Source organism: Candidatus Methylomirabilota bacterium (assembly GCA_035764725.1).
Lineage (GTDB): Bacteria > Methylomirabilota > Methylomirabilia > Rokubacteriales > CSP1-6 > DASRWT01.
The window spans coordinates 31,954-54,311 of sequence record DASTYT010000101.1; the positions used below are offsets into that span (position 1 = coordinate 31,954).

Here is a 22,358-nt window from a genome sequence, read left to right on the forward strand (position 1 = left end):
CGATCAGATGCCAGCGTCGTCCCGGAGATCTTTCACCCGGTCGGTCCGCTCCCAGGTGAACTCGGGCTCCGTGCGCCCGAAGTGCCCGAAGGCGGCAGTCTGCTTGTAGATGGGCCGGCGGAGGTTCAGGTACTTGATGATGCCGGCGGGCGTGAAGTCGAAGTGACGCCGCACCATCTGCTCGAGCTTGCTGGTGGGCACCTTCCCGGTGCCGAACGTCTCCACCATGATGGACACCGGCTCGGCCACGCCGATCGCGTACGCCACCTGCACCTGCGCCCGCTCGGCGAGGCCGGCGGCCACGATGTTCTTGGCCACGTGACGGGCCATGTAGCACGCGGAGCGGTCGACCTTCGTCGGATCCTTGCCGGAGAACGCGCCGCCGCCGTGCGGGCACGATCCGCCGTAGGTGTCGACGATGATCTTCCGGCCGGTGAGGCCCGTATCGCCCATGGGTCCGCCGGTCACGAAGCGGCCGGTGGGATTGATGTGGTAGACCGCCTTCCGATCGAGCAGGTTCGCCGGAATGGTGGGCTTGATCACCTTCTCGACGATGTCCTCGCGAATGCGCTCGAGGCTGGCGTCGGGGCCGTGCTGGGTGGAGATGACCACGGTCTCGACCGCCACCGGCTTGCCATCGGCGTAGCGCACGGACACCTGGCTCTTCCCGTCCGGCCGGAGATAGCCGAGCTCGCCGCGCCGGCGCACCTGCGAGAGGCACTGCACGAGGCGGTGCGACAGCATGATGGGCAGCGGCATCAGCTCGGGCGTCTCCGTGCAGGCATAACCGAACATCAGGCCCTGGTCGCCGGCGCCCAGATTGTCCACACCCATGGCGATGTCGCCCGACTGCTCGTCGATGGCGGTGATCACCCCGCACGTCTCGAAGTCGAAGCCGAACTTGGCGCGCGTGTAGCCGACCTCGCGGATGGTCTCGCGGGCGACCTTGGGGATGTCCACGTAGCAGGACGTGGTGATCTCGCCCGCCACCACGACCAAGCCGGTCGTGAGCAGGGTCTCGCAGGCCACCCGCCCGGTGGGATCCTGGGCCAGGATCGCGTCCAGCACCGCGTCGGAGATCTGGTCGGCGATCTTGTCGGGATGGCCTTCCGTGACCGACTCGGATGTGAACAGGTACTCCTCACGCGCCATCATGGTCCTCCGTTACGTTGATCCTGCAATCGCTGCACACGTTGGGAACGATTTCGGTCGTGCTTACGGCACGTTAGCACACCCCCCGAGAGGTCTCAAGCGAAAACCCGGATCGCGAGCGCGAGCGCGTGCTCGGTCGTCTCGCCGGGTGCCAGCCGCAGCGGCCAGCCCCACACGATCGATGACCCTTGATAGATACGCTCGAGTCCGGCCTCGGACAGCGACACGGTCTCGACCGGCGCCCAGGCGAGTTCCGCAGGCGCGGACGACGTCAGCGCCGCCTCCGCCCCGAACCACTCGTCGACCAGGGTCAGCTCCCGCTCGCCGGCGCGCGCGCCGCGCCCGCCGAGCGAGGGCTGGCCCGGCAGACGGTAATAGCGCCCGGTGGCGTCTCCGGCGGTCAGCGCGAGATTCCACTGCACCGCCCAGCGCGCGTCGAGCGCCTCCCCTCCGCGCCACGTGAGGCGGTACGCGACGCTGATCCGTGCGCCTTCCGGGTCGAGGCGCACGCGCTTCTCGACGGCGAGCGGCATCACCTCTCCGCCCTCCGCGGTGAGGACCACCGTGAGGCCCCCCGGCTCCTCGCGCACCGCATGCGCCATCGGCCGCCCGCCGAAGGCGAGGCGCGCGGCGCTCCAGGGATCGAGGGCGTCCAGCGAGGCGCCGCGATCGAGCACCCCCTCGCGCAGCGAGGCTCGGCGGAGGGTGTCATACCCGAGCAGCCGATCGAGCCCCGCCTCCTTGGCCGCCAGGCCCTCGTGAATGCTGCGCACCTGCCCCTCGGGGGGCGTCGAGTCGGTCACCTGCGGCAAGCGGGCGTGATAGGCCTCGCGCCGCCGCGTGAGCACGTCGGCGAGATCCAGCGCGCGGGGGCGAAATGCCACTTCGGTGAGGGCGCCACCGTCGTGCGGGCACACCGTGATCCCGAGCGCGCGGCTGCGCAGGCGCAGCTCGGGCCGCCCGGCCGCGTTGTCCACGCCCTCCTCCCACTCCAGCGCGGGCGCGGCCATCGCATCGGCCAGGCGGCGCTCGCTCTCGATCAGCGCCGAGCGCACGGCGCGGCGGAGGTGCGGGAGATAGCAGCCGCCGAACACGCCGTGCCAGTACGCGTCGTTGGCCTGCCCACGCCAGAGCCGGTCGCGCGCCTCGATCAGCGCGGGATCGCCCGGGCGCGCGGCCAGCGCCGTCTCGAGCCGACGCGAGAGCCGGAGCATGCGCCAGTACGCGTCGCCGACCTCGGCGTACTTGACCAGGAAGCCGCGCCAGGGACCGCCGCGCAGGAGTCCGGCCAGTCGGGAGCCGTCGGGCACCGTGCGGAGGCGCTCGCGCGCCTGCTCGACCTCGGTCGCCGCCGCCGCGGGAAGCGCCCACTCTCCCATCTCGCTGTAGGAAGCGGTGGGCAGGTACACGCGACCTCGCGGCGGCAGCGTGTCGAGCACGTCCGAGAACGTGGAGAGCTCGAGCCAGGGAAGGGCGCGGAGCGTCTCGAGGAAGCGCCGCAGCCACCCTTCCGCATAGACGAGCTTGTTCGTGCCCGGCCACACCCCGAACTTCTCGCCGTCGTCCATGAGCGTGATGCTTCCGGCCGTCCGGCGCGCCTCGAGATGCGCCACCGTCTCCGCGGGCTCCGCGAAGGGCACGAGGTAGCGCAGCCGCTCGCTGATGGGGAACACCGCGATGGCGGTCCCCTGCTCTTCAGTGAGGTAGTAGCCGCCCAGAGTCTCGGGATCCAGGCCGGCGAGGTCGAAGTGATGATCGTCGACCACCACGTATTCGATCCCGGCCGCGCGGAGGGCGCGTGGCAGATGCGCCTCCCACACGCGCTCAGCGAGCCAGAGCCCGCGCGGCCTCACGCCGAAGCTCGCGTGGAGGAACTCGCTGAGCTGCTGCACCTGCCCCACCTTGTCGACGTCGGGCAGCATGGACAGGATGGGCTCGTAGAAGCCCCCGCCGAGGAGTTCGATCTGCCCGCGCGAGGCCAGCTCGCCCAGCCGGTCGAAGGTCGGCGCGGCGTGCTCGCGCAGCCACGCGAGCAGGCTCCCCGAGCAGTGCACGCTCACTCGGACGTCGGGCTCGTCGTGGAGCGCCTCGAAGAAGGGATGGTAGGCGGTGGCGACGGCCTCGGCGATGACGCCGTCGAAGTTGCCCGCCGGCTGATGATTGTGGACGCCGAAGATGAAGCGCAGCTCGGCGCGGCGGGGAGCGGGAGCGGCGGTCACTCCCGGCCCAGGTCTCGATGGCGGACGAGCGGCGCCCCTCCCTGCCCGTCGAGGAAGGCGCGGAGGGCCTCGACGAACGCGACGGAGCGATGCTTGCCGCCGGTGCAGCCGAGCGCGATGGTCAGGTACGCCTTGCCCTCGCGCTGATACAGCGGCAGGAGGAAGCCAATGAGGTCCTCGAGCCGGGCGAGCAGTTCCTTGCTCTCCGCGTGCGCGAACACGAACTCGGACACCTCGCGGTCGCGCCCGTCGTGGGCCCGCAGCGCTTCGACAAAGTGCGGGTTGGGCAGGAAGCGGAGGTCGAACACGAGGTCGGCGTCGTAGGGGATGCCATGCTTGAAGCCGAAAGAGACCAGCGACACCGTGAGGCGCTCCCGCTGCCGCGGCATCGAGTACATCGCGACGAGGCGGTCCTTGAGCTGGTGCACGGTCAGCGAGGACGTGTCGAGGATCTGGTCGGCCGCCTCGCGCAGGTGCGCGAGCGCCTTCCGCTCCGCGCGGATCCCATCGACGACGTTGCCCTCGCCGGCGAGCGGGTGGCGGCGGCGGCTCTCGTGATAGCGCCGCACGAGGATCTCGTCGGACGCCTCCAGGAACAAGACTTCCGGTGAGTGCCCGGTGGCGCGGAGCCCGCCGAGGATCTCCAGGAGGTGCTCGAGATACTCCCCCTCGCGCACGTCCACCCCGAGCGCGATATTGCGGATGTCCCGGCTGGACTGGGCACAGAGCTCCGCGAACGTCGGGATCAAGGTGGTGGGGAGATTGTCCACGCAGAAATAGCCGAGATCCTCGAAGCACTTGATCGCGAAGCTCTTCCCCGCGCCGGACAGCCCGGTGATGATGACGAAGCGAATCGAGGCGGCGGGACTGACCGCGGGTGGGCTCATGCCACCGGCTCGACGAGGCCGTAGCCGCCGCCGCGGCGACGGTACAGGATGTTCATGGTGTCGGTCCGCGCGTTGGTGAAGACGAAGAAGGGCTCGTGGCCCAGGCCGATCTGCTCCACCGCCTCCTCCACCGACATCGGCTTGATGGGGACCTGCCGCGCCTCGAGGACGGGGGCCCCCGCAGCGTCGGTGTCCGCGCGCATGCCCTGGAGCGCCTTGCGCGCGGCCGGCTTGTGGCCGCGGATTCGGTCCTTCAGCTGCCGGACCTGACGCGTCAGCGCGGCGAGCGCCGCGTCGACCGCGGCGGCGAGATCGAGGGCGGTCTCCTCGCTGCGGAACGTGTGGTGCTTGGCGAGCAGCGTGATGGCGGCGGTGCGCCGGTTCCGTTCGCGCGTCAGCATCACCCGGGCCTCGATCGGCTTGGGTACGCGGCCGGCCGCCTTCGCCACCCGCTCCTGGAGGCTGGCGCGGTAAATCGCGGAGATCGTCAGCCCGCGCGCACTGATGAGGACCTGCATGGCGGACGAATCAACGCTTCTTGGGCGCCATCCGACGCTGGTGCGAGGGAAGGATCCCCAGCTCCTCGCGGTACTTCGCCACCGTCCGGCGCGCGATGGTGAGCCCCTTGGCGTGCAGGGTCTTGGCGATGTCCTGATCCGAGTAAGGCTTGCCCGGATCCTCCGCGGCGACGAGGTCCTGGATGGTCTTCTTGACGGAGACCGAGGACACGACATCGCCGTTGGTGGACGCGATGCCGCTGTGGAAGAACCACTTGAGCTCGTAGAGCCCCTGCGGGGTCTGGATGTACTTGTTGGTGGTGACGCGGCTGATCGTCGACTCGTGCATGCCGATGTCCTCGCCGACGTCCCGGAGGGCGAGGGGCTTGAGGTACGGCAGGCCGCGGTCGAAGAACTCGCGCTGGAACTTCACCAGGCTCGTGGCCACCTTCCGGAGCGTGCGCTGCCGCTGCTCCACGCTCTTGATCAGCCAGAGGGCCGAGCGGAGCTTCTGCTCGACGAACTGCTTGTCCTCCCCCGCCGAGCCGCGCAGGAGCGAGCGGTAGAGGGAATTCACCCGCAGGCGCGGGATGCCCTCCTCGTTCAGCACCACGACGTAGTCGTCCCCGATCTTCTGCAGCGTGACGTCGGGCGCGATGTAGCGGGAGTCCACCACGAGGAAGCGCCGGCCCGGCTTGGGCTCGAGCCCTCGGATCTCCTCCACCGACTCCATGATGCGGTCCAGGGGCAGCTTGAGGGCACGCGCGATCTCCGCGTAGCGCCGCCGCTCGAGATCCTCCATGTGCTTCTCGACGATCTCCACCGACACCGGGTCCGGCTCGGCGTCCGCCCGCAGCTGCAGCAGGAGGCACTCCTGGATGGTCCGCGCCGCCACGCCGGAGGGGTCGAAGCCCTGGACGAGGATCAGGACCTTGTCGACCTCGTCGACCGGCCGCCCGAGCTGCTCCGCGATCTCCGCCGTCTCCGCGCGGAGATAGCCGTCTTCGTCGAGGTTCCCGATGATCGACTCGCCGATCGCGATGATGATGGGGTCGTCCGTGGCCATGCGGAGCTGCTCGACGAGATGATCGGTGAGCGAAGTCTCCGTGCGCCCCAGGTTCTCGAACGGCAGGTCGTCGCGCTCCTCGGTGGAGACCGGCGTCCGCTCCTCGGGCCCGTCGTCGAACATCGCTTGGTTGATGTCGAACGGAAGATCGTCCGACCGTTCGCCGTCCACCGTGCTCTCCGTCTTGGCGGGCGCCTCGCTGGGCGGCGGGACGATGTCCGGCGTCTCCGGTCCCTGCTCCGCCTCGGGAGTCGGTTCCTGGGTGTCGGTCTGCACCTCCTCGAGGAGCGGATTTTCCTTCAGCTCCTGCTCGACCACCTCCTTGAGCTCGAGGGTCGACAGCTGCAGGAGCTGGATCGCCTGCTGGAGCAGCGGGGTCATGACCACCCGCTGGCTAAGACGCTGGACCAATCGCATGGGTCAGTGGCTCCGGACCGGCCTCAGAGCGAGAACTTCTCGCCCAGATAGATCTCGCGCGCCCGCGGGTTGCCGGCAAGCTCGTGCGCGGTGCCGGCGGCGAGGATCTGGCCGTGGTAAAGGATGTAGGCGCGGTCGGTGATGGCGAGGGTCTCGCGCACGTTGTGATCGGTGATGAGGACGCCGATGCCCCGCTCGCGGAGCCGGCCGATGATCTCCTGGATGTCCCCGATGGCGATGGGATCGATGCCGGTGAAGGGCTCGTCGAGAAGGAGATAGCGCGGGTTCGTCACGAGGGCCCGCGTGATCTCGAGCCGGCGCCGCTCACCGCCCGACAGCGTGAACGCCTTGTGGCGGGCCAGCGGGGTGAGGTCGAGCTCGGCGAGGAGCACGCGCAGCCGCGCCATCCGCTCCTCCTCGGTGAGGTCCATGGTCTCGAGGATCGCGAGGAGATTCTCCTCCACCGTGAGCTTGCGGAACACCGACGACTCCTGCGGGAGGTAGCCCATGCCCCGCCGGCAGCGCTGGTACATGGGCAGGTCGGTGATGTCCTCGCCCTCGAGGAAGATGCGCCCGCCCTCCGCGCGCAGGAGCCCCACGATCATGTAGAACGAAGTCGTCTTGCCTGCGCCGTTGGGGCCGAGGAGCCCCACGATCTCCCCGCGCTGGATGTCGACGCTCACGCGGTCGACGACGACGCGGTTGCGGAAGCGCTTCATGAGACCCTGGGCGACGAGGCCTTCCATGGCTAGGACTGCTTGCAGGCGGCGCCCGGCGCCGGACGGGCCGCCAGCGCGGCGCCCCCACCCTCGCGCTTGGGATAGAAGACGCCCTTCACGCGGCCCTGGGGGCCGCTTTCCACCACGCTGCGATCCTCGGCGAGGTAGATCGTGATCCGATCGCCGGTCACCACGTTCTCGTCCTCCCACACGCGCGCGTCCCCGATCAGCACCATGCGCTGCTCGGCGTCGTAGTACTCCGCCCGCCGGGCCGTTCCCGTGCGGCAGTCGCGCGTGATGATCTTCACCGAGCCGGTGGAGACCGTGCGCAGCACACGGTTGCTCGCGGAGTCGAGGTACACCTCCATGCGGTCGGCGTACTGGGTCGAGCCGTTGTGCTGCGCGATGACGTTGCCGGTGAAGATCACGAGCCCCTGCTTCTGGTCAGATTCGAGCTTGTCGGCGTCGACGTTCACTGGCTGGTCCGGATCGGCGCCCCGGGGCGTCTTTCCACCCGCGGTATCCGCCGCACTCGAGGGGGCCGGGGCCGCCTTGGCGGCGGGCGCGCTCGACTTGGCGGGATCGGCGGGAGCCGGCGCGGGGCGGCGGCTCTGCGCGTCGACGGCCCCGACGGTCGCGATCACCAGCGAGAGTCCCAGCGCGGCAAGGACGAGCCGACGCGTCATCGCGCCACCGGCAGCGGCGTCGCGACGCCGGGGCGTGACGACCCGGGCGCCGCCGCGTCCGGACCGCCGAACGTCGCCTGGATGCGGCCCAGGATCTGCGTGTTCCGCTCGCCCACGCGCGCATCGAGCCCCTGCCCCTTCACGACCGCTCCGTTCTGGTAAATGGTGACCGGTCTGTCCGTCCAGGCGCGCTGGGCGTCGGCGTCCCACCGCAGGAGCGTGGTCTCGAGCCGCATGCCCTCGCTCGAGATCAGGATCACGTGGCCCCTGAGCTCGACGTCTTTGCTGGCCTGGACCATTTCGCCCTCGTCTCCCGTCACCGTCCAGCTCCGGTCCGGCTCCTGGATCTCGATGCGAACTTTCCTCAGAATCGTCTTGCCGGCTTGCTCGAAGCTCTCGGCCTGATCAGCCTGGAGTTGCCAGCGCACGCCGTCCTTCATCTCTTCCTGCAAACTGACTTCCTTGATCCGGTAGTCCGCCTTCGTGTCGACCGGCTCCGCCGGCAAAGACTGAGCGCCCCGACCACGCAGCACCAGCACCCCCACGACGACCACGACGAAGAGGGTCACGCTCACGAAGATGATTCGAGAGATCCGCTGGGTATGCAATTTCAGTACCACGCTAACACACGTGGAAGAGTCGAGGCAATATTCTTCCTCGATGACCTATCTGGCCTACCGTGACGCGGAGATAGGGGGCGGCCAAGCCTTGCGGGCGCCCAGCAGCATCTCCACCGCCTCACGAACGGCGCCTCGTCCGCCAGGATACCGCGATGTCCAGTGGGCGACACTGCGGACCTCCCGAGCGGCGTCGGAGGGCGCCAGGGCCAGCCCCACGTCGCGCAGCAGCGGCACGTCGGGGAGGTCGTCGCCCATGGCGGCCACCTGCGCGCGGGTCGCGCCGAGCCGGGCGAGAAGACCGACGAGACACGCGCGCTTGTCGTCGACGCCCTGATGCACCTCCTCCACCCCAAGCTCGGCCATCCGCCGCGTCACCGCCGCGGACGCTCGGCCCGAGATCACCGCGACGGTGAGACCCGCGCGCCGCGCCGCCACCAGCGCGTAGCCGTCGCGCACGTGGAAGCGCTTGACCTCCTCGCCGGTGGGCCCGTACAGGAGCCGTCCGTCCGTCAGCACGCCGTCCACGTCGAGCACGAGCACCGTCACCTTCCTGGCGCGCGCGGCGAGAGCCCGCGTCACGCGATCTTCGAGGACAGGATGTCGTGGAGATGGATGAAGGCGGCGGGCCGCCCCGCATCGTCGGTGATCACGAGGCTCGTGATCTGATGCGCCTCCATCATCGCGAGCGCGGCGGCGGCGAGCGCGTCCGCCTCGATGCGCTTGGGGCGGCGCGACATGCAATCCCCTGCCCGCCGGTCCAGCAAGGGGCCGCCCGCCAGCTGCAGGCGCCGGAGATCGCCGTCGGTGATGATCCCGACCAGGCGTCCGGCCGCGTCGACCACCGTGGTCATGCCTCGCCGCTTGGCGGTCATCTCCTCGAGCGCCTGCTTCATCGTGGCGCTCTCCGGCACCACCGGAACCGCCGCGCCCGCGTGCATGAGGTCGCGCACCTTGACGAGCGCGCGCCACCCCAGCGTGCCCGCGGGGTGCAGGGCCGCGTAGTCCTCCGCGCGAAGCCCACGCAGCTCGAGGAGGGCCATCGCGAGCGCGTCCCCCATGGCCAGGGCGGCAGTGGTGCTGGAGGTCGGCGCGAGATTCATGGGGCAGGCCTCCTCGCGGACGCCCACGTCCACGACCACGTCGGCCTGACGCGCGAGGCTCGAGGCCACGTTGCCCGTGAGGAGCACCACCGGCACGCTCAGCCGCTTGATGGCGGGCAGGACGGCGAGCAGCTCGTCGGTCTCGCCGGAATTGGAGAACACCATCGCGACGTCCCCCTGCGCGACCATGCCCACGTCGCCGTGCACACCTTCCGCCGGATGCAGGAAGTAGGCGGGTGTGCCCGTGCTCGCCATCGTCGCGGCGACCTTGCGCGCCACGTGGCTCGACTTGCCCATGCCGGTGACGATCACGCGCCCGCGGCAGCGGTAGAGGAGGTCCACCGCCGCGATGAAGTGGTCGTCGAGACGCGCCGCGAGGGCCTGGATGCTCTCGGCCTCCAGGCGCAGCACGCGCTCCGCGAGGGCGAGGAGGCGCGCGCGATCCATCACGGAGCCCCGCCGCGGCCGCCGAGCCCGGCGCTGATCGCCTGGATCTCGCCCAGGAGGCGCGGGAGATCGTCGAGCCGCAGCATGTTCGGCCCATCCGAGAGCGGGCGCCCATCGGGCAGCGTGCGGTCGGGGTCCTCGTGCATCTCCATGAAGAGCGCGTCCACCCCCACTGCCACCGCGGCGCGCGCAAGGAGCGGCACGTACTGCCGCTCGCCGCCCGAGCGATTGCCGAGCCCGCCGGGAAGCTGCACGGAATGGGTCGCGTCGAACACCACCGGATAGCCCAGCTCGCGCATGATGGCGAGGCCGCGGTAGTCCACGACGAGGTTGTTGTAGCCGAAGCTGGTGCCCCGCTCGGTGAGGGTGATGCCCGTGTTCCCGGTGGAGAGAATTTTCTCGACCGCGTTGCCCATGTCGCGGGGCGCGACGAACTGGCCCTTCTTCACGTTGACCGGCTTGCCGGTGCGCCCGCACGCGAGAAGGAGGTCCGTCTGGCGGCAGAGAAAGGCCGGCACCTGCAGCACGTCCAGCACCTCCGCGGCGGGCCCGACCTCGGCCACGTCGTGCACGTCGGACAGGATGGGCAGCCCGGTGGCCTCCTTCACCCGGCGGAGGATGCGCAGGCCCTCCTTGAGGCCGGGCCCGCGGTAGGAATTGATCGAAGAGCGATTGGCCTTGTCATAGGACGACTTGTAGATGAACGGCAGGCCGGCGACCGTGGTGATGGCCTTGAGGCGCTGCGCCACCATGACCGCGTGCTCCTCGTTCTCGATGGCGCATGGGCCCCCGATGAGGACGAGGGGGGCGCCGCCACCGATCGTGATGCCGCCGACCCGCACGGAGTGCGGCATGATCGTGCGGCTAGCCCTTCCCCTGATGATCCAGGGCGGCCCGGATGAACGCGGCGAACAGCGGATGGGGATCCCAGGGCCGCGAGCGGAACTCGGGGTGGAACTGCCCCGCCACGAACCACGGATGCTCGGGCAGCTCGACGACCTCGACGAGCCCCTTGGCCGGCCAGACGCCCGAGATGCGTAAGCCGTTCTTCTCGAGCTGCTGGAGGTAGTCGTTGTTGACCTCGTAGCGGTGCCGGTGGCGCTCCTGGATGGCGCCGGCGCCGAACACCCGCGAGGCCACGCTGCCCTCGGCGAGTGTGATCGGGTACAGTCCCAGGCGCATCGTGCCGCCCTTGTCGGTGATCCCGCGCTGCTCGGGCAGGAGATCGATGATGTTGTGGGCGGGGCGGGGATCGAATTCGGTGGAGTTGGCGCCCGCGAGCCCGCACACGTGTCGCGCGTACTCGATCACCGCGCACTGCATGCCCAGGCAGATGCCGAAGTACGGCACCCGCTCCTCCCGCGCGTAGCGGATGGCCTGGATCTTCCCCTCGATGCCGCGGTCGCCGAATCCCCCCGGCACGAGAATGCCGTCGAGCCCGGCCACATGGCCGACCACCCCCTCGCGCTCGAGGCGCTCGGCGTCCAGCCACACCACCTCGACCGCCGCTTCGTGGGCGATGCCGCCGTGCGTGAGCGCCTCGTAGAGGCTCTTGTAGGAGTCCTTCACCTCGATGTACTTGCCCACCACGCCGATGCGCACGTGATGCCGCGGCGACTTGATGCGCCGGACGATCTCCTCCCAGCGGGCGAGGTCCGACGCGCGCTGGGGCAAACCGAGGAGCCGCAGCACGCTCTCGTCCAGCCCTTGCTCGTGGAAGGCCAGCGGCACCTCGTAGATCGTGTCCACGTCGCGCGCCGCCACCACCGCCTCCTCCTCCACGTCGCAGAAGAGCGCGATCTTGGACTTGATCGACGGGGTCAGCGGATGCTCCTTGTCGGTGCGGCACAGGAGAACATCGGGCTGTATACCGATCGCGCGCAGCTCCTTCACCGAGTGCTGGGTGGCCTTGGTCTTGAGCTCGGACGCCGCCTGGATGAACGGCACCAGGGTCAGGTGCACGTAAATCACGTGCTCCTTGCCCACGTCCTTCTTGAACTGACGGATCGCCTCGAGGAAGGGCAGGCCCTCGATGTCACCCACTGTGCCGCCCACCTCGACGATCACCACGTCGACACCCGCGGAGACCTTCCGGATCGACGCCTTGATCTGGTCGGTGATGTGCGGGATCACCTGAACGGTCCGCCCGAGGTAGTCGCCCCGCCGCTCGCGCTCGATCACGGTGCCGTAGATCTTGCCCGTCGTCATGTTGTTGTCGCGCGTCATGCGTGCCGAGGTGAAGCGCTCGTAGTGCCCGAGGTCGAGGTCGGTCTCGCCGCCGTCGTCGGTGACGAAGACCTCGCCGTGCTGATAGGGACTCATGGTCCCGGCGTCCACGTTGATGTACGGGTCGAGCTTGAGCAGCGTCACCCGGAAGCCTCGGGCCTCCAGCAGCGAGCCGATGGATGCCGCCGCCAGACCCTTGCCGAGGGACGAGATCACCCCTCCCGTCACGAACACGAATTTCGGCGTCACGCGGACTCTCCTTTCCGATGTCGGGCACGTTCGCGCTGCAGGTAGCGCGCCTCCTCGGCCGCCGTCCCGCCGTCAAGGCGGAGATCGCGGAGGGCTTCGAGCATCTTGCCGAGGGCGGGCCCTCGGGGGATACCCGCGGCGATCAGGCTCATCGCGTCGAGGCTCGGCTTGACGTGCCGGCCCTCGCGGAGGAACCACTGCAGTCGCCGCCGGGCCGCGGGTGTGGCGACGAGCCACGCGGCCAGCACCGTCTGCGCGTGGCCCCCGCGGGCGGCGGCCGCCACGGCGCTCGCGGGCAGTCCCGGCGTCGTGAGGCGGGCGGCCAGGCGGGGGCCGCGCGCCAGTGCCTCGGCGAGGCGCGTCCCGCGCCCCCCGCCCCAGCCGAGCCGCGTCAGCGCGCGGCGCCCGACGCCGGGCGGCTGATCCACGAGGACGGCGAGCACCACGACCTCGAGCGCGTCGTCCGCGGACGCGCCCTCGCCGAGCCAGGTGAGCAGCCGGCGCGCGGCCCGCAGGCGCTCGCGGAGGGGCGCACCGCCTCGCACGCCACGGTCCCAGAGCCGGAATGCGCCCCAGTCGAGCAGCAGGGCCAGGGCGCGCCACCCCGCAGGCTCGCGCAGCGCCAGGGCGACCTCGGCGAGGAGGCGCGTGCCCGATAGGGCCGGATACGCGCGCCCGTCGAGCGCCAGCCGCAGCGCGCGCCGGCCCCGCGCGTCGAGGGTGAAGCCCAGGCGCGCCACGTAGCGCGCGGCGCGAAAGATGCGCGTGGGATCCTCCACGAAGGACAGCGGCTGGAGGGGAGCCAGGCGGCGCCGGTCGAGGTCCCGCTGACCGCCCACCACGTCGACGAGGCGGCCGAACGCCCCGGGCGTGAGGGCCACCGCCATGGCGTTGATGGTGAAGTCTCGGCGCAGGAGATCGTCCGCAAGGGGCGCGCCCTCGATGCTCGGGAGGGCACCAGGCGCCGTGTAGCGCTCGCGCCGGGCCGTCGCGACATCCACCCGCGGCAGGGCCGCGCCGTCCACGGTGCGCCCGTTCTCCACCGAGGCGGTACCGAAGGCGCGATGGATGGTCACCTGCCCGCGCACCTCGTCGGCGAGGCGCCTCGCGAACGCGGGCCCATCGCCCTCGACGACGAGGTCGACGTCCAGCGGGCCCGCGTCGCGCAGCAGATCGCGCACGAGGCCGCCCGCCGCCCACACCGCCATACCCATGGCCTCACCGAGCTTGCCGGCCAGTCGCAGCAGCCAGGCGATCGTCTCACGCGCGGGATCGCCGGGCTGCTCGAGCCGCGGCGCCACCGACAGCGCGGGCCGCGCCCAGCCGGGGGCGCGCCCGTCGATCACCCCCACGATGCGGCCGCGCTCGCGCACGAGCGCCAGCGGAACGCCGTCCCGCACGAGGCGGCGCACGGCGATCTCCGACGTGTCCGCGGCGACCACCGGCAGGTCCTGCCAGGCGAGCGCGGCCGCGTCGACGCCGCCCAGCCCCCAGCGCGCCGCGCGCGCCAGCTCCGCCTGGCGCACCGCCGCGCGCGGGCCGACCAATAGCACGGTGGCGCCGGCGCGCTCCAGCGCGGCCAGCCCCGCGGCGACGCGCGTCCCCCGCCGGACGGCGAGCACACGCCGATCCATGAGCCCCGCCGCGTGGGGATCAGCCTGCGGATACGCGTGCCCGGCACGGGCCACGGGTCGCTAGCTCCGGACGCGCGCGGCGGCGCGCGCGCGTGGGTGAAATTTCCGGTACATGTCGCGCACGACGGTCGACGGCAGGTGCGTGTAGATCTGCGTCGTCGAGATGTCGGCGTGGCCGAGCATCGCCTGCACGCTGCGCAGGTCGGCGCCGCGCTCGAGGAGATGGCTGGCGAAGGAGTGCCGTAGCGTGTGGGGGGACACGCCCGAGCGTAGTCCGGCGCGCCGCACACAGCGCTTGAGGATGCCCCAGAGGCCCTGGCGGGAGAGGGCCCGGCCGCGCGGATTGAGGAAGAGGTTCCCGGGGTCGAGGCCGTGGCCGGCAACCCGGCGCCCGCCATCCAGGTAGCGGCGCACCCAGTGCAGGGCCTGAGCGCCCACCGGCACGAGGCGCTGGCGGCTCCCCTTCCCTGTGCAGACCACATAGCCCGCGGCCATGTTGAGGTCCTCTACCCGCAGGGCGATGACCTCCGACGCGCGCATGCCGGAGGCGTACATCAGCTCGAGCAGAGCCCGGTCGCGCAGGCCGTCGGCGCAAGAGGTATCCGGAGCCTCGATGAGGGCCGCAACGTCCTCGATCGACAGGGTGCGCGGCAGCCGCCGCGGCGGGCGCGGGCTCTCGACCTGCTCGGTGGGATCGCGCCGCACCGCACCCTCGCGGAGCAGGTGCCGGTAGAGTCCGCGGAGCGCAGAGAGCCGCCGGGCCACGCTGCGGGCACCCAGGCCGCGGCGGCGCAGCGTGAGCAGATAGTCGCTCACGTCGCGCGCGGTGAGCGCGTGCAACGCGCGGCGCGGGCGCTCGAGGTAGCGGCCGAAGTCGGCGAGATCGCGCCGGTATGCGAGCAGGGTGTTGCGAGAGGCCCCCCGCTCCGTCTGGAGGGCCTGGAGATACTCGACTACCGCATCCATCTACGGCTTCCGGAGGGGGTACCGCGGGCGACCGAGGGAGGCGCGACAACCGGACCTGCCTACTACGAACTGCCGGAGCATAGCGAACTCTATCACCGCGAGCGGGGGCCGAGCAAGCCCTCGCTGTGCATCAGCGGCGCCGGCGCAGCATGCCGAGCAGCGTGGTGAGCTCCGGTGCACGGAGCAGCGCGGCTGCGACCGCGAAGGCCAGCGCGCCACCGATGATTGCGGCGACGGTGAGCATGACGGCGTGGACGGTGCCGTCCCACACGGGCGCGAGGGCTCGCGCGACCAGCCAGAGCGGCGCCGTGGCGAGGGCGGTCCGGCCCACCGCACGCACGAGCGCCCGCCCGCCGATGGGCCCGAGCCGGCGCCGCAGGGCCCAGAGCAGCGCGAGCAGGTTCACGTACGCCGAGAGCGACGAGGCGAGCGCGAGGCCCGCGTGCGCGAGCGACCACATGAGTCCCAGGGCCAGGCCGACGTTGACCACCACCGACAGGAGTCCCATCAGCACGGGCGTGCGCGTGTCGCCGAGGGCGTAGAACGTCTGGGCGGCGATGCGGGTGGCCGAGAACGCGGGCAGACCTACCGCGTAGGCCGCGAGCGCGATCGTGGTGGCCGCCGCGTCCTCCGCGCCGAACCGGCCGCGCTGGAACAAGAGGCCCACGATGGGCGCGCCCAGGGCCAGGAGACCCGTCGCCGCGGGGATGGCCACGAAGGCCGACAGGCGCAGCGAGAAGCCCAGCGTATCGGTGAGGCCGGCGCGGTCGCCGCGCGCGGCCTGGGCCGCCATGGTGGGGAGCGACGCGGTGGCCAGCGCGATGCCGAACACCCCCAGCGGGAATTCCATGACGCGGTCGGCGTAGTAGAGGTACGAGATGCTTCCACCCGGGAGTAGCGACGCGAGCAAGGTGTTCAGCACCACGGTGACCTGCACCGCGGCCAGCCCGAACGCAGCGGGCAGGAGCCGCCGCGCGATGCGGGCGACCGCGGGGTGCCGCCACTCGCCGGAGGGACGGAGCGGAACGCCCACGCGATGAATCTCGGGGAGCTGCACGAGGAGCTGGCCGAGCCCGCCCACCAGCACGCCCACCGCGAGCGACACGATCGGCGGCTCGAAGCGGCGGGCGAGCAGAAGCACCGCCGCGATCATGCCCACGTTCAGCACGGCGGGGCCGAAGGCGGCGGTGAAGAAGCGGTGGTGGACGTTCAGCACCCCGGTGGCGAGCGCGGCCAGGCCCACGAGGAGCAGATACGGGAACATCATGCGCGTGAGGCTCACCGCCAGCTCGAACAGCGCGGGATCGGCGAGCCACCCGGGCGCCATCACGCTCACGATGGGGCGCGCGAACAGAATGCCGGCCAGCGTCACCGCGCAGAGGGTGAGCGTGGTCGCGCCCGCGACCGCCCGCACCATGGCGAGGAAGGCGGCGCGGCCGCCGGCGGCGAGATACTCGGCGAACACGGGGATCACCGCGGTGGACAGCGCCCCCTCGGCGAGGAGCCTCCGGAGGAGATTCGGCACGCGGAAGGCCACGAAGAAGGCGTCGGTGACGGGACCCGCACCGAACGCGCGCGCCACGACCATGTCGCGCACATAGCCGAGCACCCGGCTGGCGAGGGTCGCCGCGCCGATGCTCCCCACCGCGCTCACCACACCGGCCCGCGCGTCGTGCTGCGCTTCACTCACGGGGACAAACTCCTTGACAGTGTCTGCACCCGACGGTAAGGTCAGGCTTTCCCGCGATCCGCTCAGGCATTTCACGAGAACTCGAGGAGGAGTCAGTGGCCAACACGCGGTCAGCCCGGAAGCGCATCAAGCAGAACGAGAAGCGGCGCCTGCGCAATCGCGCCATCCGCAGCCAGGTTCGCTCCGCCGTGAAGGACGCTCGCGCCGCCGACGGCGCCTCCGCGCGCGACGCCGTGCGCGAGGCGATCCGCACCATCGACAAGGCGGTCAGCCGCGGCATCCTCCACCGCAACACCGCCGCCCGCAGGAAGTCCGCGCTCGCCCGCAAGCTCGCCGCGAAGTAGCCCATCACCGCCGTCCCGCTTCGGCCGCCGCGCCGAGGCGGGCGAGCAGCCCCACCGCGGCATCTCGCAGCAGCTCCCCGCCCCGCTCGCCGTAGAGGCTCGCGCACGCGACGTAGCTGGGGTGGGCGTACGCGTCGGCGTCCAGGAAGTAGCCGAGGTAGTCGTTCGACACGCCGGCCACGAACACATGCTCGAAGCGTCCCATCCGTGCCGCCTTGACCTCGCGCCCCAGGCGCGTCTGCAGCTCGCCGGGCACGCTCACCCACGCGCCGCCGCCGATGCGCACCGCGAGGAGCTCCGCGGTGCGCGGGAGCGCCGCCCCGAGGCCGAGGCGCAGCCAGCCCGGCAGCCAGCGCCCCAGACAGTTGCGCGCGGAGACCGCAGGCGCGGGCAGCGCGGCGCGGCCGGTCGCCAGCTCGAGCGACGCGTCGGACTCCGGCGCGACGCGCTCCCACACCGCGAGCGCCTCGCGGGCCAGCCGCTCGCCGATCTGGGCGGCGCCGCTCCATCCCCGCGCCGTCGGGCTGACGTCGCCGACCGCGCCGTTGACGAACAGGGCGGGGACGCCCAGCCGCTGTTCGATGCGCCTGGACGCCTCCGCCATGAGATCACCCGAGACGAGTAGATTGTCCCGGCCGAGGGCGGTCCCGTGGATGGCGTAGTTCCACACCATTGCGATGGGCCGCCCGTCGGTCGCCACGACCTTGAGCACGCCCAGCTCCGGATCGAGCGGCGCGCGCACGCGGCTTCGCGTGATCCCGGTCACCTCGCCGGCGCCGGTGCCCACGCGGGCGGGCGCGCGACGGGTGTAGGCCTCGCGGGCCGCGCGCTCGAGCGCGTCCAGGATGCGCCCGCGCACCGCGGGCACCGCGCGGTCGACCGCGATGAACGCGAACAGGGCCGACCCGGCGTAGGCGCCGGGTCCCGAGTGGGTGTGCGACGCAGACAGCATGAGGCCGGCCGGATTGACGCCCGCCCGCACGAGGCGGTCGCGAAGCTCGACGACCAGGCTCGGGTCGGCCCCCACGAGATCGACGGCGAGCCAGATCAGGACCGCCCGCCCGTCGTCGAGCAGCAACGCGCGCGCCTTCACGGCGTCGTGCACGCCCTGTGACGGGCGGAACCAGAAGGCGTAGGGATGGCGGTCGAGCACGTCGGGAATCCACGCCCGGCGGGGGAAGCCGCCATAGCCGGCCAGCGGCGTGCCGTCGGGCACCCCGATGTCCACGGAGGCGGCGCCGGCCAGCAGCCGGGGGGCGGGCGCGGCGGCGGCCGGCCCCGCCGCGAGCAGGGCGAGCAGCGCCACCACCCACGCGCCGCGACGGCAGGCCGCCATCAGGCGGCGCACAAATCCGCGATGAGCAGAGCCAGCTCGGGCCGGGGCGCGCCGCCCAGCTTGAGGCGGCGCTCGACTTCCCAGCAGCGCGCGAGGCGTCGCGGCGCCGCGCCGTCGCGGAGCGCGCGGGCGAGCGCCACCACCGCCGCCGCGGCGGGCGGCGGGCGGCGCAGGAGCCGCGCCACCTCGTCCTCGCGCCGCCCCTCGCGCAGCCACTCGCGGGCCTGCCAGACGGAGCGGGCCTCGCGCGCCAGCATCCCGAGCACGGCGAGCGGCTCCTCGCCGGCGGTGAGGAGCGCGCCCAGCACGGTCTGGGCCGCGCCCACGTCGCGCTCGGCCACCGCGCGCGTGAGCTCGAAGATGTGGTGCAGGCGGTGCGCCCCGACCACCGCGCGCACCTCGCGCGGCGTGACGCGGCGGTTGTCCGGCCCGCCCGCGAGCGCGGCCTTGGTCACCTCGCCGGCGAGGGTCGTGAGATCGTCGCCCACCAGCTCCACGAGCAGCGCGGCGGCGTCTTCGCTCAATTCGTAGCCCTGGGCGCCCGCGCGCGTCCGAAGCCAGGTTACGAGGGCCCGCCCCACCGGCCGGGGCAGCTCGACCACCGCCGACGCGGGGACGGCGCGGAGGAGCCAGTGCCCGGCGGCCAGCTCCACTCCGGCCAGGAGCAGGAGCACGGAAGTCGGGTTGGGCGCCGCCACGTACTCGGCGAGCGGCTCCCCCGCCTTGGCGGTGAGCGCCTCCACCCCGCGCGCGATCACGAGCCGGCGTCCCCCGAGGAAGGGTAGCGTCAGCGCGGAGCGCACCAGCGCCTCGGCGCCCGCCTCGCGCGCGTCGACCGCCTCGCGCGACAGGGCCGCGTCGGCAGGATCGGGAAAGAGGGCGCGGGTGACGGCGGCGACCAGGTCTTCGAGGAGGACGGGCTCGGCGCCGTGGACCAAGACCACCGCCGGCGTGCGTCCCGCCTCGGCGGCGCGGAGAAGCCCCGCGTAGTCCACTAGCGGGCGCTCACTAGAAGCGGTCCACCACCAGGTTCACGACCTTCCTGCCGATGTCTTGAGCGGCCTGACGAACGGCTCCCTCCTCGCGGCTGATCGTGGCGGAGACCTCGAAGGGCACGTTGAAGTCCGCGATCTCCTGCAGCCCGTGTTGACGGAACAGCGTTTCGCCCTGCTTGACGTCGCGGAACTCGATGTTGAGGGTGACGCTGAGCCGGTACTGCCGGATGTTGATCCTTCGGTCTACGGAGATGGACTGCACGTCGTAGCCCACCACCTCGCCCTCCAGAATGGAGTCGGCCTGCCCGACGGGGACCACGCGAAGCTTGCCGCTGGTGGTGAAGGCATTCACCACGGCGGCGGTCACCGTGCTCTCGACCGCGGGCTCGTGCGTGCTGTTCTTGAACGTGGGCACCGCGACGGTCCTGATGTGCGACGGGAGATTCCCCTTCGTGCTGTACCCACAGGCGGCGGGAACCGTCAGCGCGGCCAGGAGCACGACGCCGAGAAGGAACCGGCTCAAGCCCGAGTGACCACGTTCACGAGGCGTCCGGGGACCACGACGACCTTCGCGACCTGGCGGCCGTCGAGCCAGGGGCGCACCTTCGCGTCGGCAAGCGCCTTGTCCTGCACGTCACGCTCGGCGGCGGAGACGTCCACGGTGAGGCGGCTGCGCACCTTGCCGTCCACCTGCACGATGATCACGACCTCCTCCCGCTTGAGCGCGGCGGGATCGGCGACGGGCCACGCGCGGCGGAACAGGCTCTCGCGGTGCCCGAGCGCGCTCCACAGCTCCTCGGCGATGTGCGGCGTCACCGGGCCCAGGAGCAGGAGCATGGTTTCCACCGCCTCGCGGAGGAGGCGCTGCCGCTCCGCGCGCCCCATGCTGTCCATGGAGTCACGGTCGAAGTCGTGCAGCGCGTTCACGAGCTCCATCACCGCGCTGATGGCGGTGTTGAAGTGAAAGTCCTTGTCGATGTCCTCGGTCACCCGGGCGATGGTCTCGTGGACGACGCGCCGGAACGCGCGACCGGCGTCGGAGAGCTCACCCGGGGACGCTGCCCCCTCCGCGGCCTGCAGCTCGTCCCGGTGCGCGTGCACGAAGCGCCACACGCGGTTGAGGAAGCGCGAGGCGCCTTCCACCCCGCGGTCGTTCCAGTCGAGATCCTTTTCCGGCGGCGCCGCGAACAGGGAAAACAGGCGCGCGGTGTCGGCGCCGTAGCGGCGGATCAGCTCGTCGGGATCCACCACGTTGCCCTTGGATTTGGACATCTTCGCCCCGTCCTTGATCACCATGCCCTGGGACAGGAGGGCCAGAAACGGCTCGTCCGCGCGCGTCATGCCCATGTCGCGCAGCACCTTGGTGTAGAAGCGCGCGTAGAGGAGGTGGAGCACGGCGTGCTCGATGCCGCCGATGTACTGGTCCACCGGCATCCAGTAGGCGGCGGCGTTGGGCTCGAACATCCCGCTCTCGTAGAGGGGCGAGCAGTAGCGCAGGAAGTACCACGACGATTCCACGAAGGTGTCCATGGTGTCGGTCTCGCGCTTGGCGGGCCCGCCGCATTTCGGACACCGGGCGTTGACGAAGTGGGCGACCTCGGCGAGCGGCGAGCCCCCCTTTCCGCTGATCTGCACGTCCTCCGGCAGCACCACCGGCAGCCGATCCTCGCGCTCCGACACCATGCCGTCGACGGGACAGTAGAGAATGGGGATCGGGGCGCCCCAGTAGCGCTGGCGGCTGATCCCCCAGTCGCGCAGCCGGTAGTTCACCTTGGACTCGCCGAGCTTCTTCTCCACCAGCCAGTCGATGGCGCGGCGCTTGGCCTCCGGCACCGGCAGTCCGTCGAGGAAGCCGGAGTTGATCTTCACGCCGTCGCCCGTGTAGGCTTGCGTCTCCTCCCAGCCCTCCGGGCGCTTCACGGTGGCGATGATGGGCAGGCCGTGCTGCTTGGCGAAGTCCCAGTCGCGCTGATCCTCGCCGGGCACCGCCATGATCGCCCCGGTGCCGTAGCCCATGAGGACGTAGTCGGCGAGGAACAGCGGGATCTCTGCGCCGGTGAACGGGTTGGTCGCCCGCGCGTTGAGGCGGAGGCCGTGCTTGGGCCGGTCGGCGGCCAGCCGCTCGATCTCGGTCTCGCGCGCGACTTCCTTGCGGAACGCGTCGATGCGCGCGCGCTCCGCGGCGTCCAGGACGAGGGCGTCGACGAGCGGGTGCTCGGGCGCGAGCACCGCGTAGGTCATGCCGAAGGCGGTGTCGGGCCGCGTGGTGAAGATCCGGATCGCCTGCCCCGCCTTCCCCGCCACCGGCAGGTCGAACTCGGCGCCCTCGCTCTTGCCGATCCAGTTGCGCTGCATGGTGAGCACGCGCTCGGGCCAGCCGGGCAGGCGGTCACACCACTCGAGCAGCTCCTCGGCGTAGGCGGTGATCTTGAAGAACCACCCCTCGATCTCCTTCGTCGTCACCTCGGAGTCGCAGCGCCAGCAGCGCCCCGCCTCCACCTGCTCGTTGGCGAGGATGGTCTGGCAGGACGGACACCAGTTCACCGACGAGCGCTTCTTGTACGCGAGCCCGCGCTCGAGCATGCGGATGAAGATGAGCTGCTCCCAGCGGTAGTACGCGGGATCGCACGTGGCAAGCTCGCGGTCCCAGTCGTACGAGATCCCCATTCGGCGGAGCTGGCTCCGCATGTTCTTGATGTTCTCGTACGTCCACACCGCGGGGTGCACGCCGTTGTCGATGGCGGCGTTCTCCGCGGGCAGACCGAACGCGTCCCAGCCCATCGGGTGCAGCACGTTGAAGCCGCGCATCCACTTGTAGCGGGCGAGGAGATCGCCGATGGCGTAGACGCGCACGTGCCCCATGTGGATGCGGCCCGAGGGATAGGGAAACATCTCGAGGCAGTAGAACTTGGGACGACCGGGTGTCTCGGTGGCGCGAAACTGCTGCGAGCTCTCCCAGACCTCCTGCCACTTCCCCTCGATCTCGGCAAACGGATAGCGTTCGGGGCGATCGTCGTAGGCCATATTCGGCCTGAGTTTAAGTCCACTTGGCGGGGCGAAGCAAGGAACGGCTCCCCGGGGACCGTGGACGGCGGCTCGGTCCCCGGG

General features: G+C 71.2%; 20 protein-coding genes. 1 reads left to right on the forward strand and 19 read right to left on the reverse strand.

Features of this window, described 5'->3' with window-relative positions:
• Window positions 1-3 precede the first annotated feature (3 nt).
• The 15 genes from metK to murJ form a co-directional block, all read right to left on the reverse strand.
• Window positions 4-1,152 (reverse strand): methionine adenosyltransferase, encoded by a 1,149-nt coding sequence (gene metK, locus VFX14_16395; protein HEU5191266.1) that lies wholly within the window; start codon window positions 1,150-1,152, stop codon window positions 4-6.
• Window positions 1,153-1,247: 95 nt separating this feature from the next.
• Window positions 1,248-3,371, reverse strand: a complete 2,124-nt coding sequence (locus VFX14_16400) for an alpha-amylase/4-alpha-glucanotransferase domain-containing protein (GenBank protein ID HEU5191267.1) — start codon at window positions 3,369-3,371, stop codon at window positions 1,248-1,250.
• A complete protein-coding gene (rapZ, locus tag VFX14_16405; GenBank protein ID HEU5191268.1) occupies window positions 3,368-4,258 on the reverse strand; it encodes an RNase adapter RapZ in 891 nt (296 codons plus the stop codon). The genes VFX14_16400 and rapZ overlap by 4 nt, the downstream gene beginning before the upstream one ends.
• Complete coding sequence (locus VFX14_16410; protein ID HEU5191269.1) at window positions 4,255-4,776, reverse strand: HPF/RaiA family ribosome-associated protein; 522 nt, start codon at window positions 4,774-4,776, stop codon at window positions 4,255-4,257. Before VFX14_16410 ends, rapZ begins: the two co-directional genes overlap by 4 nt.
• Before the next feature lie 10 nt (window positions 4,777-4,786).
• Window positions 4,787-6,238: an RNA polymerase factor sigma-54 gene (gene rpoN, locus VFX14_16415; GenBank protein ID HEU5191270.1), complete on the reverse strand. Its 1,452-nt coding sequence runs from the start codon at window positions 6,236-6,238 to the stop codon at window positions 4,787-4,789.
• Window positions 6,239-6,261: 23 nt separating this feature from the next.
• Window positions 6,262-6,984, reverse strand: coding sequence for an LPS export ABC transporter ATP-binding protein (lptB, locus tag VFX14_16420; GenBank protein HEU5191271.1), 723 nt, complete (start codon window positions 6,982-6,984; stop codon window positions 6,262-6,264).
• 2 nt (window positions 6,985-6,986) lie between these two features.
• Window positions 6,987-7,643, reverse strand: coding sequence for a lipopolysaccharide transport periplasmic protein LptA (gene lptA, locus VFX14_16425; protein ID HEU5191272.1), 657 nt, complete (start codon window positions 7,641-7,643; stop codon window positions 6,987-6,989).
• The gene (lptC, locus tag VFX14_16430; GenBank protein ID HEU5191273.1) at window positions 7,640-8,218 is read right to left on the reverse strand and encodes an LPS export ABC transporter periplasmic protein LptC; all 579 of its coding nucleotides are present in this window, start codon (window positions 8,216-8,218) and stop codon (window positions 7,640-7,642) included. The genes lptA and lptC overlap by 4 nt, the downstream gene beginning before the upstream one ends.
• Before the next feature lie 99 nt (window positions 8,219-8,317).
• Window positions 8,318-8,842 carry an HAD hydrolase family protein gene (locus VFX14_16435; GenBank protein ID HEU5191274.1) on the reverse strand — a complete coding sequence of 175 codons (525 nt, stop codon included), beginning with the start codon at window positions 8,840-8,842 and terminating at the stop codon, window positions 8,318-8,320.
• On the reverse strand, window positions 8,839-9,810 hold the full coding sequence (locus VFX14_16440; GenBank protein ID HEU5191275.1) for a KpsF/GutQ family sugar-phosphate isomerase: 972 nt from the start codon (window positions 9,808-9,810) through the stop codon (window positions 8,839-8,841). The genes VFX14_16435 and VFX14_16440 overlap by 4 nt, the downstream gene beginning before the upstream one ends.
• A complete protein-coding gene (gene kdsA, locus VFX14_16445; GenBank protein HEU5191276.1) occupies window positions 9,810-10,664 on the reverse strand; it encodes a 3-deoxy-8-phosphooctulonate synthase in 855 nt (284 codons plus the stop codon). The genes VFX14_16440 and kdsA overlap by 1 nt, the downstream gene beginning before the upstream one ends.
• 10 nt (window positions 10,665-10,674) lie before the next feature.
• On the reverse strand, window positions 10,675-12,285 hold the full coding sequence (locus VFX14_16450; protein HEU5191277.1) for a CTP synthase: 1,611 nt from the start codon (window positions 12,283-12,285) through the stop codon (window positions 10,675-10,677).
• Complete coding sequence (locus VFX14_16455; GenBank protein HEU5191278.1) at window positions 12,282-13,973, reverse strand: hypothetical protein; 1,692 nt, start codon at window positions 13,971-13,973, stop codon at window positions 12,282-12,284. The genes VFX14_16450 and VFX14_16455 overlap by 4 nt, the downstream gene beginning before the upstream one ends.
• Window positions 13,974-13,979: 6 nt before the next feature.
• The gene (gene xerD / locus VFX14_16460) at window positions 13,980-14,885 is read right to left on the reverse strand and encodes a site-specific tyrosine recombinase XerD (protein ID HEU5191279.1); all 906 of its coding nucleotides are present in this window, start codon (window positions 14,883-14,885) and stop codon (window positions 13,980-13,982) included.
• A gap of 130 nt (window positions 14,886-15,015) precedes the next feature.
• A complete protein-coding gene (gene murJ, locus VFX14_16465; GenBank protein HEU5191280.1) occupies window positions 15,016-16,575 on the reverse strand; it encodes a murein biosynthesis integral membrane protein MurJ in 1,560 nt (519 codons plus the stop codon).
• A gap of 95 nt (window positions 16,576-16,670) precedes the next feature.
• Between murJ and rpsT the strand changes: the two genes are divergently transcribed.
• Entirely contained in the window at window positions 16,671-16,919 is a 249-nt protein-coding gene (rpsT, locus tag VFX14_16470) for a 30S ribosomal protein S20 (protein ID HEU5191281.1), read from the forward strand.
• Between the two features lie 4 nt (window positions 16,920-16,923).
• On the opposite strand, the gene VFX14_16475 is transcribed toward rpsT, so the two are convergent.
• Genes VFX14_16475 through leuS form a run of 4 tightly spaced genes read right to left on the reverse strand, consistent with a single transcriptional unit; the run spans window position 16,924 to window position 22,274 of the window.
• Entirely contained in the window at window positions 16,924-18,255 is a 1,332-nt protein-coding gene (locus tag VFX14_16475) for a neutral/alkaline non-lysosomal ceramidase N-terminal domain-containing protein (protein HEU5191282.1), read from the reverse strand.
• The gene (holA, locus tag VFX14_16480) at window positions 18,255-19,250 is read right to left on the reverse strand and encodes a DNA polymerase III subunit delta (GenBank protein HEU5191283.1); all 996 of its coding nucleotides are present in this window, start codon (window positions 19,248-19,250) and stop codon (window positions 18,255-18,257) included. The genes VFX14_16475 and holA overlap by 1 nt, the downstream gene beginning before the upstream one ends.
• 13 nt (window positions 19,251-19,263) lie before the next feature.
• Complete coding sequence (locus tag VFX14_16485) at window positions 19,264-19,773, reverse strand: LptE family protein (GenBank protein ID HEU5191284.1); 510 nt, start codon at window positions 19,771-19,773, stop codon at window positions 19,264-19,266.
• The gene (gene leuS / locus VFX14_16490) at window positions 19,770-22,274 is read right to left on the reverse strand and encodes a leucine--tRNA ligase (GenBank protein ID HEU5191285.1); all 2,505 of its coding nucleotides are present in this window, start codon (window positions 22,272-22,274) and stop codon (window positions 19,770-19,772) included. Before leuS ends, VFX14_16485 begins: the two co-directional genes overlap by 4 nt.
• Window positions 22,275-22,358: the final 84 nt, after the last annotated feature.